This window comes from Curvibacter sp. AEP1-3 (genome assembly GCF_002163715.1).
Lineage (GTDB): Bacteria > Pseudomonadota > Gammaproteobacteria > Burkholderiales > Burkholderiaceae_C > Allorhodoferax.
The window spans coordinates 779538-794744 of the sequence record NZ_CP015698.1; the positions used below are offsets into that span (position 1 = coordinate 779538).

General features: G+C 60.9%; 15 protein-coding genes. 4 read left to right on the forward strand and 11 right to left on the reverse strand.

Going from position 1 to position 15207, the window contains the following annotated elements:
- Positions 1–87 precede the first annotated feature (87 nt).
- Positions 88–2235 (reverse strand): NAD(P)-binding protein, encoded by a 2148-nt coding sequence (locus tag AEP_RS03680; protein WP_087494141.1) that lies wholly within the window; start codon positions 2233–2235, stop codon positions 88–90.
- 53 nt (positions 2236–2288) lie between these two features.
- Complete coding sequence (locus tag AEP_RS03685) at positions 2289–3806, reverse strand: winged helix-turn-helix domain-containing protein (protein WP_157673037.1); 1518 nt, start codon at positions 3804–3806, stop codon at positions 2289–2291.
- A 200-nt stretch (positions 3807–4006) separates the two neighbouring features.
- Here AEP_RS03685 and AEP_RS03690 point away from each other — a divergent pair, with 200 nt between their 5' ends.
- Complete coding sequence (locus AEP_RS03690; RefSeq protein WP_087494143.1) at positions 4007–4612, forward strand: hypothetical protein; 606 nt, start codon at positions 4007–4009, stop codon at positions 4610–4612.
- 62 nt (positions 4613–4674) lie between these two features.
- On the opposite strand, the gene gloA2 is transcribed toward AEP_RS03690, so the two are convergent.
- The 3 genes from gloA2 to AEP_RS03705 are packed head-to-tail and all read right to left on the reverse strand — an operon-like array spanning position 4675 to position 8507.
- Positions 4675–5076, reverse strand: a complete 402-nt coding sequence (gene gloA2 / locus AEP_RS03695; protein WP_087494144.1) for an SMU1112c/YaeR family gloxylase I-like metalloprotein — start codon at positions 5074–5076, stop codon at positions 4675–4677.
- The gene (locus AEP_RS03700; protein ID WP_198301895.1) at positions 5073–6863 is read right to left on the reverse strand and encodes a thiamine pyrophosphate-binding protein; all 1791 of its coding nucleotides are present in this window, start codon (positions 6861–6863) and stop codon (positions 5073–5075) included. Before AEP_RS03700 ends, gloA2 begins: the two co-directional genes overlap by 4 nt.
- A 57-nt stretch (positions 6864–6920) precedes the next feature.
- A complete protein-coding gene (locus tag AEP_RS03705; RefSeq protein WP_087497168.1) occupies positions 6921–8507 on the reverse strand; it encodes an aminotransferase class V-fold PLP-dependent enzyme in 1587 nt (528 codons plus the stop codon).
- Positions 8508–8635: 128 nt separating this feature from the next.
- On the opposite strand from AEP_RS03705, the gene AEP_RS03710 reads away from it, so the two are divergent.
- A complete protein-coding gene (locus AEP_RS03710) occupies positions 8636–9103 on the forward strand; it encodes an Lrp/AsnC family transcriptional regulator (RefSeq protein WP_087494145.1) in 468 nt (155 codons plus the stop codon).
- Positions 9104–9155: 52 nt separating this feature from the next.
- Here AEP_RS03710 and phhA read toward each other — a convergent pair whose 3' ends face one another.
- The 4 genes from phhA to hppD are packed head-to-tail and all read right to left on the reverse strand — an operon-like array spanning position 9156 to position 12960.
- Positions 9156–10010, reverse strand: coding sequence for a phenylalanine 4-monooxygenase (gene phhA, locus AEP_RS03715; protein ID WP_087494146.1), 855 nt, complete (start codon positions 10008–10010; stop codon positions 9156–9158).
- 12 nt (positions 10011–10022) lie between these two features.
- Entirely contained in the window at positions 10023–11303 is a 1281-nt protein-coding gene (gene fahA, locus AEP_RS03720) for a fumarylacetoacetase (RefSeq protein WP_087494147.1), read from the reverse strand.
- A complete protein-coding gene (locus AEP_RS03725) occupies positions 11300–11845 on the reverse strand; it encodes a VOC family protein (protein WP_087494148.1) in 546 nt (181 codons plus the stop codon). The genes fahA and AEP_RS03725 overlap by 4 nt, the downstream gene beginning before the upstream one ends.
- A 26-nt stretch (positions 11846–11871) precedes the next feature.
- Positions 11872–12960 carry a 4-hydroxyphenylpyruvate dioxygenase gene (gene hppD / locus AEP_RS03730; protein WP_087494149.1) on the reverse strand — a complete coding sequence of 363 codons (1089 nt, stop codon included), beginning with the start codon at positions 12958–12960 and terminating at the stop codon, positions 11872–11874.
- A 108-nt stretch (positions 12961–13068) separates the two neighbouring features.
- Here hppD and AEP_RS03735 point away from each other — a divergent pair, with 108 nt between their 5' ends.
- Complete coding sequence (locus tag AEP_RS03735) at positions 13069–13566, forward strand: Lrp/AsnC family transcriptional regulator (protein ID WP_087494150.1); 498 nt, start codon at positions 13069–13071, stop codon at positions 13564–13566.
- Positions 13567–13615: 49 nt separating this feature from the next.
- Positions 13616–14101 (forward strand): DUF2059 domain-containing protein, encoded by a 486-nt coding sequence (locus AEP_RS03740; RefSeq protein ID WP_087494151.1) that lies wholly within the window; start codon positions 13616–13618, stop codon positions 14099–14101.
- A 14-nt stretch (positions 14102–14115) separates the two neighbouring features.
- Here the strand turns inward: AEP_RS03740 and AEP_RS03745 are convergent, their stop codons facing one another.
- Both AEP_RS03745 and AEP_RS03750 read right to left on the reverse strand, forming a co-directional pair.
- Positions 14116–14742 (reverse strand): OmpA family protein, encoded by a 627-nt coding sequence (locus AEP_RS03745; protein ID WP_157673038.1) that lies wholly within the window; start codon positions 14740–14742, stop codon positions 14116–14118.
- Between the two features lie 106 nt (positions 14743–14848).
- Positions 14849–15163 (reverse strand): BON domain-containing protein, encoded by a 315-nt coding sequence (locus AEP_RS03750; RefSeq protein ID WP_087494153.1) that lies wholly within the window; start codon positions 15161–15163, stop codon positions 14849–14851.
- Between the last annotated feature and the right edge of the window lie 44 nt (positions 15164–15207).

The window sequence follows — 15207 nt, forward strand, 5'->3', positions numbered from 1 at the left end:
CCGGCCCCTTTTTTTATATCAAATCAAGCGCTAGCGCTTATCAGATATGCGCGAGAAGCTATCAATATCAGAGCAAATCAATCTCCGTCAAACAGGCCCTTGGGAGGCTGGGAAGCCCACAATATCCTTCAATGCCGGGTAACCGCTCACCGCGAACGACGCCAGTCGCCCGCCCATGACCGCACCCTCGACACTGCCAACATTCAGACCGGTGTAGATCCAATCCCCGGCGATCGACAGGTTCGCGAATCCGGTGGCCCATGCCTTCAGGCGTGCTGCGGTGCTGCCGGGTGGCGAAGTCACATAACTCTCGGTCGGATCAATATTGGCGCGCCAGAACTGCTGGTTGAAGCGCTGCACGCCCTCAGCAGGCCGGGCGGGGTCGGTGCGCAGCAAGCTGAAATCCAGGCCCATGGGGTCGCCGGGCGGGCTGATGACATTGGTGGTTGCCTTGGGCAGCAAAGGTCCCATGCTGGCCTGCAAATACTGCACACACTGGGCTTGCACACGCGCATAGGCACGGGCCGGGTAAGCCGTGTCCTCAAAGGGCGGTGGCGCTTCATACTCGGCCATCGCCCCGCTGAAGTACCACAGAGATTGGGGTGCCGAATCAGCCGGCCAATCCTCCCACTTCAACAGGTGCGTGAAGTCCACCTGCCCATCCAAGGGGTTCAGATAGGTGGCACCGATCACGGTATCGGTCGGGTTCTTGAACTCAATATCCCAACCCATGTCGGTAGTGCTGCGATTCATCCAAAGTTGCATGGTCTGGGTCTGGACGGTTGTGACCTTCTCCACCATGTGCTTCCAAGCCGGATTCGCCTCCAACAGCTCTTTGCACAAGTACGGTACGGCACCGATGGAGATGGCGAACACCAGATGGTCGAAATCGCGCCCTGCCTGGAGCTCGCGTTGCGCCACTGGCTTCCAGCCATTCCAGTAGGACTCCAGATCGACCTTTCCCTCGCGCAATGCATCACCTTCCACCAATTGATCAAACTTGGGTTGACCGGGCCAGGCCGGCAAACCCTTGACGTCGATGAGGGGGTCATAGCCGCGTTCAGGGTTCTTGAGCTTGGCCTGCACACCGAAGCGTACCGACTCCACTGCAGTGCGCTCTGCGTTGAGGTGCAGGCTCTCCACCTTGTGAAAAAACTCGAACTTCACACCGCGCTTTTTCAGCACCTCATAGAGCGGCGCGATGACGGTTTCCCCCGTACCCGCTTCAAACAACCAGGCGAATGCCCCCGCATAAGCAAAGCTGCGCAGCGTCCAGTGCAGGTAGCAGCCGGCCCCCATTAGGGCGGTTCGTGCCGTGTCGCCTTTGGGGTATTGGTAGGACAGGTTGACAGTGTTTAGCGCCATCGGGCTGGAAGCCACCATGACCGATGCACCATGCCGGATCAGCCAGTCACTGAAGTTTTCGTCGTCCAGCTGGTCAAATCCTTTCGTGGCCACTTCGTCCTTGATGCAACCACGCAGAATGGCCAGCAGAAACTCGGCAACGATTAGCAGGCGCCGCAATTCGGTGTTGCCTTCCACCAATCGCTCAGCTGCGTTGCGCACCCAATCCCAAGCGGCGTCCAACGCCTTCCACAGCACAGAGTCCACACCATGCAGCACCACGGACTCAGCCTGCAGCACTGCCACCACGGCTTTCACCAATCCACGGCCCAAAGCCCACTCTGCTGTCTGCACGAGACTGAGTTCGTCGTGGCTGCTTGCATGGTGATCCAGCAAGGCGTCCAGCACATCAGCGGTCGCCGCCACCCAATGCTCCACTTTTTGCAGCTTGGCTAATGACTCCAGATCGCCGGGAATCAAGTCATTGCGGGGGGAAGTAAATGGCCAGCGTGACATCTTGCCGTCGATGTATTCCCACATGAGCACAAAGCTCTCGGGCTTGAAGGCCTCCTCAAACGTGGCCAGCGGCTGACCGGGCTGGCGGCCCAGTGCCTCGTAGCACTGACGCATGATCGGCAGTGCGTTGTAGTAGCTACCGAGAAAGCCATGAATGCCATGCTCCTCAATGCGCATGTGCTCGCCACGTGCCGTGGCGCACTTGCCACCCAGACGCCAACCCATCTGGTAGATGGTGATGTCCATGGATTGCTGCCAGTCCGGCTGGCTGCTCAACTCGAAAGCGGTGGTGAGGGCGGAAACACCGCCCCCCAGAATGGCAACCTTTTTGCGGGTGACTGGCGCACCGCCCCGGAGTTCAAGCACATCGGACATGACAGACTTTCAAGGTAAGTGTGACCGCACCGCGCGGCCACCGACCGCGAAGTTTATGCCTGCCAGCCAGCCGCTTTGAGAGCGTCCAAAAACTTGTTGCGATGCTGCTCATGGACGAACGGATGGCCGAACATGATGGCCTGCATGTTGTAGCCCCGACCGCTCATGGCTTGTCGCAAGCTGGCTTGTGCCGCCTCCATGTCGCCGGCCGCCGACAGGCACGCCGCGAGCAACAGGTGATTGAAGTACCAGTCCGCCCGCTTGGCAGTTGCCTCGCGGGCATAACGAACAGCATCCGCATGGCGACCGTCAATGAAACAGCCGATCGCACGGCTACGGATCCAGAGACTCAGATGCGGGTCATGCGGACTGGCGTCCACCGCCTGCAGGATGAACTCTTCCGCTTCTTCCGTGCGGCCCGAAAACACCAGCAAGCGCCCCAGCTCTCCGGCCGCGGCCGCAGCCTGGGGGTACAGGCCGAGGGCGCACTCCAGCTCTGCAATGGCCGCTTGCATCTGCCCGGCACATGACAACGCCGTGCCCAGGGTGAAGTGGGCAAAGGCATCGCGCTCGTCGTTGCGCACGGCCACCAGTGCCAACCGGTTGGCTTCGGCGACAGCGGCCCGTGGGTCTTCCGCCCATGCGCCCCACAGTTTGGCCATGTGGGTGAAAGACATCAGGGACGAACTGGCCGAGTCGCCGGGTTTGATCTCCAAGGCGCGGGTCAAAAGTGACTGCGCTTGCATCACATGCTCGGGCGTGGTGCGCCAAAAATGCCAACGCGCCCGCATGAGCAGATCCCAGTGCTCCATATTCTGATTCGGCACTTCACTGGCAACCCGCTCCTCACTGTGCAGGTAGACCGGCTCTATCGCACTCACGATCTGACCGGATATCTCTGCCTGCACCGCAAACATGTCACTCAAGGGTCGATCAAAGCGGTCAGCCCAGAGGGTCTCGCCTGTGGATGTGTCGACCAGCTCCGCAGTCATGCGCAGCATGGTTCCGGCACGCCGCACGCTACCCAGCACCAGATAGCGGGCCCTGAGCGCCGACCCAACCGCCTGGTTGCTCTCTTTGGTGTTCCGGTAGGCGAATGACGAGTTCCGGGACACAACCAACAACCATGGGGATTTGGTCAGGTGACTGATGATGTCTTCAGCCAGACCGTCCGAGAAGTACTCCTGCTCCGGGTCTCCATTCAGATTCACAAAAGGCAACACAGCAATGGTGCGCCGGTAGGCCTGCTGGTCGGATGCGCGTCCTTTGCCCTTGGAAGCCTGGGCTGTCTCCAAAGCAGAGGGAACAGCAGCGAGGCGCAAGGTAAAGCGATAGCCACGCCCCGGGACCGTGGCGATGGCATCAGCACCCAGGATACGGCGCAAACTGGACACGTGCACCTGCAGGTTGTTTTCCTCGACCACCAGACCGGGCCACACCAAGTCAAAGAGCTTTTTCTTGGTAACCAGCTCGCCCGCGTGATCGACCAATACACACAGCACGTCAAAGGCTCGGGCCCCCACCATGACTGTCTGGCCATCGCACAGCAAGCGACGTTCATGCCTTTGCAAAACGAAATTACCAAACGCACTGATTCCAGAGTCTGATCCGGCGGAAATAGTGTTTACGGTCAAAGGTGCGCTTTCTGGTTTTTAAGGGTGGCAGACAAGGTGTTGCGCCAGCGAATTCAGGAATTTTAAGGAGTCCTTTAAGACTTTTGGGGAGGAGGTCTTCAAACTCAGTCCCAGTCGTTGTTACAAAACCATACATCATGCCTAACCCCCTCCACCCCGCCGACACCAACACCAGCCTTTGGAAGCAAACCACCGTCCTGCGCAATGCGCAAGGCGAGGAAGAAGCCATCAGTGTCGGCCCTGACGGATATGTCTGGAGTTTCATCGCAGACAGCGGCGACAGTCGCTTTGACGCCTCCGGCCAGCGCCTGGAAAACCTCGGTATGCCTGCCGATTTCGTCACGGTCGGCCGCAATGCAGCAGGTGCCTTGGTCGTCATCGCAGCCAAGGGCTTGCACCTTCAGTACCGCACGGAGACCCCATTGACCGCATTGGACATAGCAGACGGACTCAGTCACCGCTGGACACCCGCCAAACCTGTCCAACTGCCCGTGATTGCTGGCGCGGTGGGTGTACGCCGTTTGTACACCCAGAACGATTTCAGCGGCATGCGCATTGCCCTGATCGTGGATACTGAAACCGCCGAACACGGCTCCAGTTACGTCATGGCATGCTCCCAATGGACCGAGAACGGCCCGGGCCCTTTCATCCTGCTTCCGCCTCTGGGTGCCAAAAAGGCAACGCCTGTGCAACCCGCCCCGTCGCAAGGCGTGCGCATGTTCCGTACAGCTCAAGCAGCCTGAAATTGCGCTGGCGCGCGTCAGATTTGCGCCAGAAGCTCCTGATTTTGTAGCAGAAAGTACCCTCAAGCCTGATACAGCTCCAGGGGCAGGCCGTCCGGATCGGCAAAGAACGTGAAAGTCTTGCCGGTGTACTCATCCACCCGGACAGGCTCCACAGCTATCCCCATTGCTTCGAGCGCAACCTTGGCTTGCTCCACATCGGCCACAGCGAAACACAGGTGTCGCAAGCCACAGGCTTCCGGGCGGGAGGCCCGTGCTGGTGGCTGTGGAAAAGAAAACAACTCCAGTTGCGTGCCGTCTGGTAATGCCAGGTCCAGCTTCCAGGAGTCCCGCGCGGCACGGTAGTTTTCTGCCAGCACTTTCAGGCCTAGCAACTCCACATAGAAATGTTTGGAGCGCGCATAGTCCGCGGCGATGATGGCCACGTGATGGACGGCCCGTAGCTCCAGGGCAGCCGGGCTCATCGCTTCAGGGCAGCTTGGGTCATGGCGTTCAGGGTGCCGCGGGTGCTGATCAGCTCGGGCTCCAGCACCACCTCTATCACTGTGCCGTTGGGCCGCGCAAGCGCCGCCAGCAACTCGGCCTCAAAGTCAGCGCTCTTTCGGATAGTCACACCCGCATAGCCGTAGGCACGGGCCAAGGCGGCGAAATCGGGGTTGGCGAGTGCCGTGCCTGCCACATGTTGCGGGTATTCGCGCTCTTGGTGCATGCGGATGGTGCCGTACATGCCATTGTTAAGCAGCAGAATGATGCTCTTGGCGCCGTACTGCACCGCTGTGGCCAACTCCTGCCCGTTCATCAAAAAGTCGCCATCACCCGCAATGGTGAACGCCACTCGGCCCGCGCCGGCTTGACCTGCGGCACCTTGGCTGACGATAGCAGCGGCAATGCCCGCCGGCACGCCATAGCCCATGGCGCCGTTGGTCGGTGCCAGTTGCGTCTTGAAGCCCGCAGCAAGGCCGGTGTAGCGATAAAAGCGGTGCAGCCAGCTCGCAAAGTTGCCCGCGCCGTTAGTGAGCACCGCATCTTTGGGCAAGTGCTTTTGCAAGGTCGCGATCACCGAGGGCATATCCACCAGACCGCGCTCGTTGTCAGCGGGCAAGTCTTTGATCACGCTGGGCACCAGATTGGCTTGGTAGTCAGCGTTGCAGCCCTGCGTCCAGGCCTCCCAAGGCACGTTCACCGGGGCGGTCAGTACCTCCAACGAGCGGGCGGCGGCGCGCATGCTGGCATGGATGGCCAGGTCGGCCTGGTACACACGATTGAGCTCTTCGGCGCTGGCGTGTATGTGCACCAGCGTTTGCGCAGTTTTGGGCGCTTGCAGCAGCGTGTAGCCGCCAGTCGTCATCTCGCCCAGGCGGGGGCCGATGGCGATGATCAGGTCGCTCTCGCGCACCCGTTTGGCAAGCGCCGGGTTAATGCCAATGCCCACGTCGCCCGCGTACTGCGGGTGGTGGTTATCAAAGGTATCCTGGAAGCGGAAGGCATTGCCCACCGGCAGGCGCCAGTTCTCGGCAAAGCGTTGCAGGGCCTGAGCGGCTTGCGGCGTCCAGCCACCGCCACCGGCGATGACGAAGGGGCGCTCGGCTTTGAGGAGCAGCTGGCGCAGATCCCGCAGGGCGCCGGGGTCGCTCCATGCCTCTACCGGCTCCACACGGGCCAGGGGCTGCGGCAACTTGTCAGCTGCATCCGCAACCAGTGTCTGGGTCAGCATGTCCTCAGGCAACACCAGCACGACCGGGCCAGGGCGGCCATTCATGGCGGTGGCAAAGGCGCGGGCCACGTATTCAGGGATGCGGGCGGCATCGTCTATCCGCTCCACGCGCTTGGCCATGCCCAGAGCACTGGGGCCGAACATGACGCGGTAGTCCATTTCCTGAAAGGCTTCGCGGTCGCGCTGGTCGCTGGCCACATCGCCCACAAACAGCACCATGGGGGTGGAGTCTTGAAACGCCGTGTGCACGCCGATGCTGGCATTCGTCGCGCCCGGCCCGCGGGTCACAAAGCAAATGCCGGGGCGCCCGGTGAGCTTGCCGTGGGCCTCGGCCATGAAGGCAGCACCGCCCTCCTGCCGGTTCACGATAAATCGGATGTGCTCGCTATAGCGGTGAAACCCGTCCAATACCGCGAGATAGCTCTCGCCGGGCACACCGAATGCGTGGGTCACGCCTTGGGCAATCAGGCACTGCACCAGCAGGTGGCCGGCGAGTTCAGGGGAAGGCAAATCAGGGAGGGAGAAAGGTGTCTGCATGCCCACCATTGTGCCGCGCCAAGGCATGCGCTTCCCGCATGCCCTACCCCGGTTTTCTCATGCCATTTCAGCCAGCGCCAGCCCACCTTCCAGATGCCACACCTGTGTGTGGCCGCGCTCACGCAGCAAGGCTGCGGCCTGCCGGCTGCGTGCACCACTGCGACAGAACATCACCAAGGGCCCCAGGGCCTGAGACATCTCTGCAGGCATGGTGTGGCGCAGGGTTTCGAGCGGCATGTTGAGAGTGGCAGTTTTCGCCGACAGCGATGAAGGCAGCAAATGGCGACCGGCCTCATGTTCTGCCACATCACGCACATCGACCAGCCGGGTATCCGGGTACAACTGCAAAAAGGCCGACAGCGCCTCGCAAGACAGCGCGCCGTCTTTACCGGCTTCGTCGGTCAGGCTTTGGCCAACGGGAACGCTCATCTGTGATATCTCCTGTGCAGGCATTACACGTAATACTTGACCACAGCGGGCGATGCGGGCGCAGGCTTCCTCAATGAAAGCGTCATCCACGATCGCGCCTATGGACAAGCGCACCGCCCCCACGGTTTGCCACTCCGGCAAGCCCATGGCCTGCAATACATAGCTGGGCTCGGCTTTGGCCGCGCTGCAGGCGCTGCCCGCGCTGATGCGCATGCCCGCGGCATCAAACACGTTGAGCAGGGTTTTGCTGGACAGGCCTGGAACGGAAAAGTTGAGCGTGGTGGGCAAGCTGCCATCGAAGGGCATGTTGAACACCACGTCAGGAAAAGCCGCTTGCAACGCACCCGCCAGGCGGGCCCGGTCGCGGGCCAGTTGTTCGTGAGAGCGGAAGACCCCTGCCCCGCCCTGCTCCAGCACTTCCAGCACAGCACCCAGCGCGGCTATGCCGGGCATGTTTTCGGTGCCGGCGCGGCTGCCGCCTTCTTGGCCGCCACCGGCCATGAGCGCGGTATAGGGGCTGCCGGCGCGCACATACAGCATGCCAGTGCCCTTGGGGGCATACAGCTTGTGACCGGAGAACGGCGCGTAATCGATGCGGGTCGCCGCCAGGTTCAAATTGAGCTTGCCCAGTGCCTGCACACAGTCCACCAGCCACAGCGCACGCGACGCGCTGCTTAGCAACACGGCTTCGATGCCGGCAATATCCGACACCACGCCCGTCTCGTTATTGGCCGCCATGGTGCACAACAGGGTCGCGCTCGGCAGGTGCTGCTGCAGGTACGCCATGTCATGCAACCCTTTTGTGTTCACTGGCACGGTCAGCACCGGCAAGTTCAGTCCCAGCAGCCGGTTCCAATGTGCCACGGCTTGGGGCACGGCCTTGTGTTCGGTCGCACCCAGCAGAATAGGCCCATCCACCACTTCGCCTGCATCGCGTCGGGCCCGCACCTCACACAGGGCGGACAGCACCGCGGTTTGAATGCCTTCCGTCGCGCCGCTCACAAACAGCAGTTGCCCGTTGCCCGTGCCCAGCACCCGTGCGGCTCGGGCGCGTACGCCGTCCAGCAAAGCCTTGGCGCGCAAACCTGTGCTGTGGCTACTGCTGGGGTTGCCGAACTGGCCCATGAGCATGCGCATGGCCGCATCAGCGGCGGCTGGCAGCACGGGGGTGGTGGCATTGCAGTCCAGGTAAATCTCGTGGGCAGGTGCGTGCATGGCAGGCTCAAAAAAGGTGGCAATGAAGCACTCGATGGTAGGCACCTCGCCACAAACGAACATTCCATTTCCTACTGCATTTAGTCAGAACATAGAATATTCATTCCATCAAATAGACGAACACAGCAATGGCAGCCTATAAAGAACTGGACCGAACCGATCGCGCCATCCTCAGCGAGCTGCAACAGGACGGCAGCTTGTCGGTAGCCCAACTCAGTGAAAAAGTGGGCCTGTCCACCACCCCATGCTGGAAGCGGGTGAAGAGCATGGAAGAGTCGGGCCTGATCGAAAAGCGCGTTGCCATCGTCAATCGCGAACAGGCCGGCCTGCCAGTGACTGTGTTCGTGAGCCTGCGCACCAACCGGCACGACGAAGCCTGGCTGCGCGAATTTGCTGCCGCCGTGGCCGGCATGCCAGAGGTGATGGAGTTCCACCGCATGAGCGGCGATGTGGACTACCTACTCAAGGTGGTGGCCGCCGACATCGCCGGTTACGACCGGTTCTACAAACGCCTGATCCAGCTGGCCCAGCTGGCGGGTGTGTCTTCCGCCTTCTCGATGGAGCAGATTAAAAGCACCACAGCGCTACCATTGTGATAGCGCCTCGCACATATTGCACGGGCGCCAGGGGCGCATTGGATTCAAATAGCTAGGCCAGTTCCGGAACGCGACTGCGTGCGTAGCTGCCATCCCCATGCTGGAACACCCGGTCTGAAGGCAACACATCCCCCGGCGCAAAGGTGGGACCACTGTTGAGGCGTTCGTAGACCGGGTCAAAATCGATGCGGGCCAGGTCCAGCAGGTCGTTCAGGCTGTCGAGTACGAAGTAGCACTCTTGGAAATCGTCAATGCGGTAGCGGGTGCGCATGACGCGCTCCAAGTCAAAACCGATACGGTGGGGCGATGTGCTTTGTACCGCAAAGCCGCTCTCGGTGAATGACGAGGCAATGCCTGCACCGTAGATGCGCAAAGCTTCTTGGGCGCCGCTCTCGCCCGGTGCTTGCTCCTTCACCAAACCGAACTCCACGGTGTACCAGTACACCCGCGCCAGCTCCGTAAGCTTGCCGATGCGTTGGGCGCGTAAGCCGGCCTGGCCATAGAGCTGGATGAAGTCCGCCATCACCGGGTGCATGAGCATTGGCACGTGGCCGAACACGTCGTGGAAGACGTCGGGCTCTTGCAGGTAGTCCAGCTGGTCCGCACCGCGGATGAAGTTGCCGCTCGGAAAGCGCCGGTTCGCCAGGTGATTAAAAAACACCTCGTCCGGCACCAAACCCGGCACGGCCACCACCTGCCAGCCGGTGCGGGGCATCAGCACTTCGTTCAGTGCAGCAAAGTCGGGAATGGCGTCTGCGCTGAGCGGCAAGGCGTGCATGCCTTCCACAAACTCGCGGCAGGCCAGTTGGGGCAGCAGCGCGGTCTGGCGCTCAAACAGCGTCTTCCAGACCGCGTGGTCTGCGGCGCTGTAGTGCGCCCAGTGTTGGGGGATGGTGTAGTCGTCCACCGGCCACCCCCCTTAACGCACCGCCAGCAAGGTGCCCCGGCAATCGCCAAAGCCGATACGCCGCGTACCCTCTGCTAAGCAAGCACCGCGCAGGATGACGGTGTCGCCATCTTGCAAAAAAGTGCGCACTTCGCCGTTGGGCAAGGTAATGGGCTGCTTGCCGCCTTGAGTCAGCTCCAGCAACGAGCCGCCCTGCTCCGGCGCCGGGCCGGACAAGGTGCCGGTGCCCAGCACATCGCCCGCACGAAGGTTGCAGCCATTGACCGTGTGGTGAGCGACCAGCTGCGCCAGCGTCCAGTAGGCGTCCCGCATGTTGGACTGCGAGAGGCGCACGCCGCCCTCGCCAGCGGCGCGCATGGCGGGCGTCTGGAGCCAGACTTCGAGCTGCACATCCAGCGCGCCATGAGCGCGGTTGGCTGCGCTCTCCAGATAGGGCAAGGGCTGCGGGTCCGCCGCGTCGCGGACGAAGGGGGCGCGAAACGGCGCCAGCGCTTCCATGGTCACCAACCAGGGCGACACGGTGGTGGCAAAGTTTTTAGCCAAAAACGGGCCCAGGGGTTGGTATTCCCAGGCCTGCACATCGCGTGCGCTCCAGTCGTTGAGCAGCGTGAGGCCGAAGACGTGCTCTTCTGCATCCGCTATAGAAACAGGAGCACCCAGCGCATTACCCATGCCGACCCAGGCCCCGAGTTCGAGCTCATAGTCGATCCGCGCGCTGGGCCCGAAATCCGGCACCGTGGCACCCGGCTTGAGCGTTTGCCCCTTGGGTCTGTGAAACTGTTGCCCGCTGGCAGCTATGCTGCTGGCCCGGCCGTGGTAGCCGATGGGTACCCACTTGTAGTTGGGTAGCAGCGGGTTCTCCGGGCGGAAGAGCTTGCCCACGGTGGTGGCGTGGTGGATGCCGGTGTAGAAGTCGGTGTAGTCGCCCACCTCGCAGGGCAGGCCCAGCTCCACTTCGGTCTGGCGCAAGAGTGCATCGCCCCAGACTTTTTGCAGGGCCGAGCCCTCGCGCAGCCCTTCCCAGATGGCCAGCCGCAAGGCGCGGCGCTGGGCCACGGGTGCGGCCATCAGGCGGTGCATATCGTTGTGGTCGATCAAGCCGGTGGCGTGCAGGTCCAGCACGCGGTCGCCAATGGCCACACCGATTTGCCAGGGCTCCAGCGCGTTGTGGCGGAAGCGGCCGAAGGGCAGGTTCTGGATCGGGAAATCGGTGTCGGAGGTGCTGGCGGATTCGACCCAGCTTTGCGTGTCGGGGGCGTGGGTGGCGTCCAAGACATGGGGCACTGCGCTCATGCTTTCGCTCCAAATTCGTTAGCGTGCAAAAAGGCGGCGTGTTTGGGCGCGCGCTTGGTCACACTCCACTCCTCCAACATGGCCCACTTCACCTTGTCCATTTGCGCCAGCTTGGCCTGTTCGTCATGGTCCGGGCACGACAGCTCCAGCCGGTGGCCATTGGGGTCAAAGAAGTAGATGCTGTGGAACATGCCGTGGTCGGTCACGCCCAACACGTCCACGCCTTGCGCTTCTAGGTGCGCTTTGAACTCCAGCAACTCGGCCCGGTCTTTCACTTTGAAGGCGATGTGCTGCACCCAAGCGGGCGTGTTGGGGTCGCGGCCCATGGGGGGTTGTGTGGGCAACTCAAAGAAGGCCAGCACATTGCCCTGCCCCGCGTCGAGGAAAACGTGCATGTAGGGGTCGGGCGCTTTGGTGCTGGGCACCAGGTCTTCGGCAATCGCCAGCACAAAGTCCATGTGCAGCATCTTCTGGTACCAGAGCACGGTTTCTTTGGCGTCTTTGCAGCGATAAGCCACGTGATGGATGCGTTCTATTTTCATGGTGTCTCCTCGGGCTTTATGTTGGCTTAAGCGGTTTCCAAAGCGCCGCGGCGTACCTGGTCGCGCTCCAGCGATTCGAACAGGGCCTTGAAGTTACCCTCACCAAAACCTTCATCGCCCCTGCGCTGGATGAACTCAAAAAACACCGGCCCGAGCTGGGTTTGCGAAAAGATTTGCAGCAGCAGGCGCGGCTGCCCGCCCTCTGTGCTGCCATCCAGCAAGATACCGCGGCTCTGCAACTCTGCCACCGGCTGGCCGTGCCCGGGCAGGCGGCCTTCGAGCATCTCGTAGTACACATCATTGGGCGCGGTCATCAGGGGCACGCCGGCCATGGCCAGCTTGTCCACGGTGCTCACCAGGTCGTCACAAATCAGGGCAATGTGCTGAATGCCCTCGCCGTTGAATTGCATCAGGTATTCCTCGATCTGGCCGCCGCCTTGGCGGGACTCTTCGTTCAAGGGGATGCGGATCTTGCCGTCCGGCGCGGTCATGGCCTTGGAGGTCAAACCGGTGTACTCGCCTTTGATGTCGAAATAGCGGATCTCGCGGAAGTTGAACAAGCGCTCGTAAAAGTCGGCCCAAAAGGCCATGCGGCCACGGTAGACGTTGTGGGTCAAGTGGTCGATGAGCTTCAAGCCATGGCCCACAGGGTGGCGGTCCACGCCCTCGATGAATTCAAAGTCGATGTCGTAAATCGACTTGCCGTCCTCATAACGGTCAATCAGATACAGCGGCGCGCCGCCAATGCCTTTGATGGCGGGCAGGTTCAGCTCCATGGGGCCGGGGCGCAGCTCCACAGGTTGAGCACCCAGCTCGAGCGCGCGGTTGTAAGCGTGGTGGGAATCCTTCACGCGGAACGCCATGCCACAGGCGCTGGGGCCATGCTCAGCGGCAAAGTAGCCGGCCACGCTTTTGGGCTCGCGGTTGACGATGAAATTGATATCGCCCTGGCGGTACAACACCACGTTTTTCGAACGGTGCTTGGCCACCAGCGTGAAGCCCATGCGCTCAAACACGGGCTCGATAACTCCCGCGATGGGCGACGCAAATTCCACAAACTCGAAGCCCATCAGGCCCATCGGGTTCTCAAACAAATCGGTGGTGGTGGTGCGCATGGCAAGGCTCCTCGAAAGCGTGTTTTGAAAAGCTTGATTGTGGGCAAATGGCGCTGCAATGGGTATGCAAGTTTGGCACCGAACACTCGTCTTATGCATAATTTGTGCATGAATTTGAAAAATACCGAAGATTCACTGCTTGATAGCTATGACATCAGTCTTCTTGCTGCACTGCAGCGTGATGCCTATGCCACCCACCAACAGATCGGTGAGCAGGTGCATCTATCGGCCTCACAGGTGAGCCGGCGGGTGCAGCGCCTGCAGGTTGGTGGCTTTGTGCGGCGCTATGTCGCCCTGCTGGAGCCCCAGGCACTGGGCCTGGGCGTGCGTGCCATGAGCTATGTCACGCTGACCCGCCACGGGGGTGATGAGGGCGCCACGTTCGAGACCGAAATCGGCTCCATCCCCGAAGTGCTGGAGTGCTATTCGGTGGCTGGTGAGTCGGACTACATCCTGCACATCGTCTGTGCGGATTTGAGTGTGTTGTCCGAGCAGGTCTTGCGCCGCATCACCCGCATTCAGGGTGTGGGCAGCATCCGGTCCAACATCGTGCTCAACTGCATCAAGAGCAGCACCGAGTTGCCGCTGGGGCACTTGGGGCGTTGAACAGCCCGATACACTGCATCTATTGAATCAAACTACTCAGGGAAAGCACATGAAAAGCTGGATTCTTGCAGCTGCGTTGGGAATGACCGCCATTGCGCCTGCCTCGGCCCAAACTACCCAGGCACTTGCTTACAAACTTGCAGAGGTCACTGTTGGCGAGAACTTCAAGGACGTCAAAGTCTTGATCGACGGTGCTTTTGACAATTTACAAAAAACCGCTGCGGCCTCGGGAAAATCAGACCGTACCCTCGAAATCTGGGTTGAGGAAATGAAGAACGCGATGAACCGGGAGAATTTCATCAAAGTGATAGGGGACGTCTGGGCACGCGATATGACCCGTGATGAACTCCAACAGGCCTTGGATTTCGTCACTTCCCCTGTGGGCAGGAAGTTCCAGATGGCCAGCGAGACTGTCAAAAGCCCTCGCAACTTAGCACCCATCTTCCGCGACGCATGCGATCGGGCCAAATCGCGCGTCACCGCGGCAGGTGGGAAAGCAACGGATCTGGATGCTGCATGCAGCCAGTTCCGGTGACTTAAAGCAGCGCGCTAGCGCGTTGCTGCCTTGGTGCCTTGCACATCCACTTCCACACGGCGGTCGCGTCGCAGGCACTCAATGAGCACTGTGCGCTTTCCACCGGGGCACTCAGCCAGCGTGGTCAGGGGTTGTGACTCCCCCTCGCCATAGGCGTCTATGCTGCCTGCCGCCACCCCTTTGCTGACCAGGTAATCGCTCACCACAGTCGCACGGCGCAAGGAGAGTTTCTGGTTATAGGCTGCTGTACCAATGCGGTCTGTGTAGCCCCGGACGTGAATGGCATCAAACGTGCCGCCGGATACTTCTTTGGCCAAGTCATCCAGCATGCCCATGCCGGTAGGACTCAACACTGACTTGTCGAAGGCAAATAGCGCATCCGCAGAAAAGTTCAGGCGCTGCGCAGGCAGAGGTATGAGCACCGGTGTGACCACCACGGGGGCTGCTGCAACGGGCTTCTCGGCAGCGGGTGCAGGTGGAACCACCACCGGCGCAGCAGCCATCAGGACCGCGTCGCACGGGGCGACGGCCAACGCAGGCGTCCAGGCACCGTTGTGCCAGCATTGGCCCGGAGTGGCACTTCCGACGAAGGCGCCGGCACCGTCCAGCAGGTAGCCGCGGGTGTCAGGTGCCTGGGCCATGCAAAGCCCGGACAGAAGAGCTAGCGGAATCCCCAAGCCCCACCGGGCTCGGGGTGAAAGTTGAACCAAGGTTTGCGTCATGTGTTTCTCCGTGTTGGCAGGGGATTCAAGGACGAACCGTGATTTCATTTTTCACTGAGCGCACGCCGCTCACATTGCGGGCAATGTTTTCCGCGGTGTTCTTTTCCAGCTGGTTTTTGGCAAAGCCTGACAGCATGACGGTACCGGTCATGGTTTCCACACTGATAGCGCCCGCATCCACCACTTTGCTTTCGACAAAACGGCTCTTTACCTGCGTCGTGATCGTGGCGTCATCCACATAAGCACCCACGCTTTCCTGGCCACGCTGAACCGCACAACCGCTGATGGCACCTACAGCCAATGCAATAACGATGAAGGTAAGGCGGAATGAATTTTTCATGGAGAACTCCTAAACAGTGAATGAACGTCTTCACGGTAAGGCCT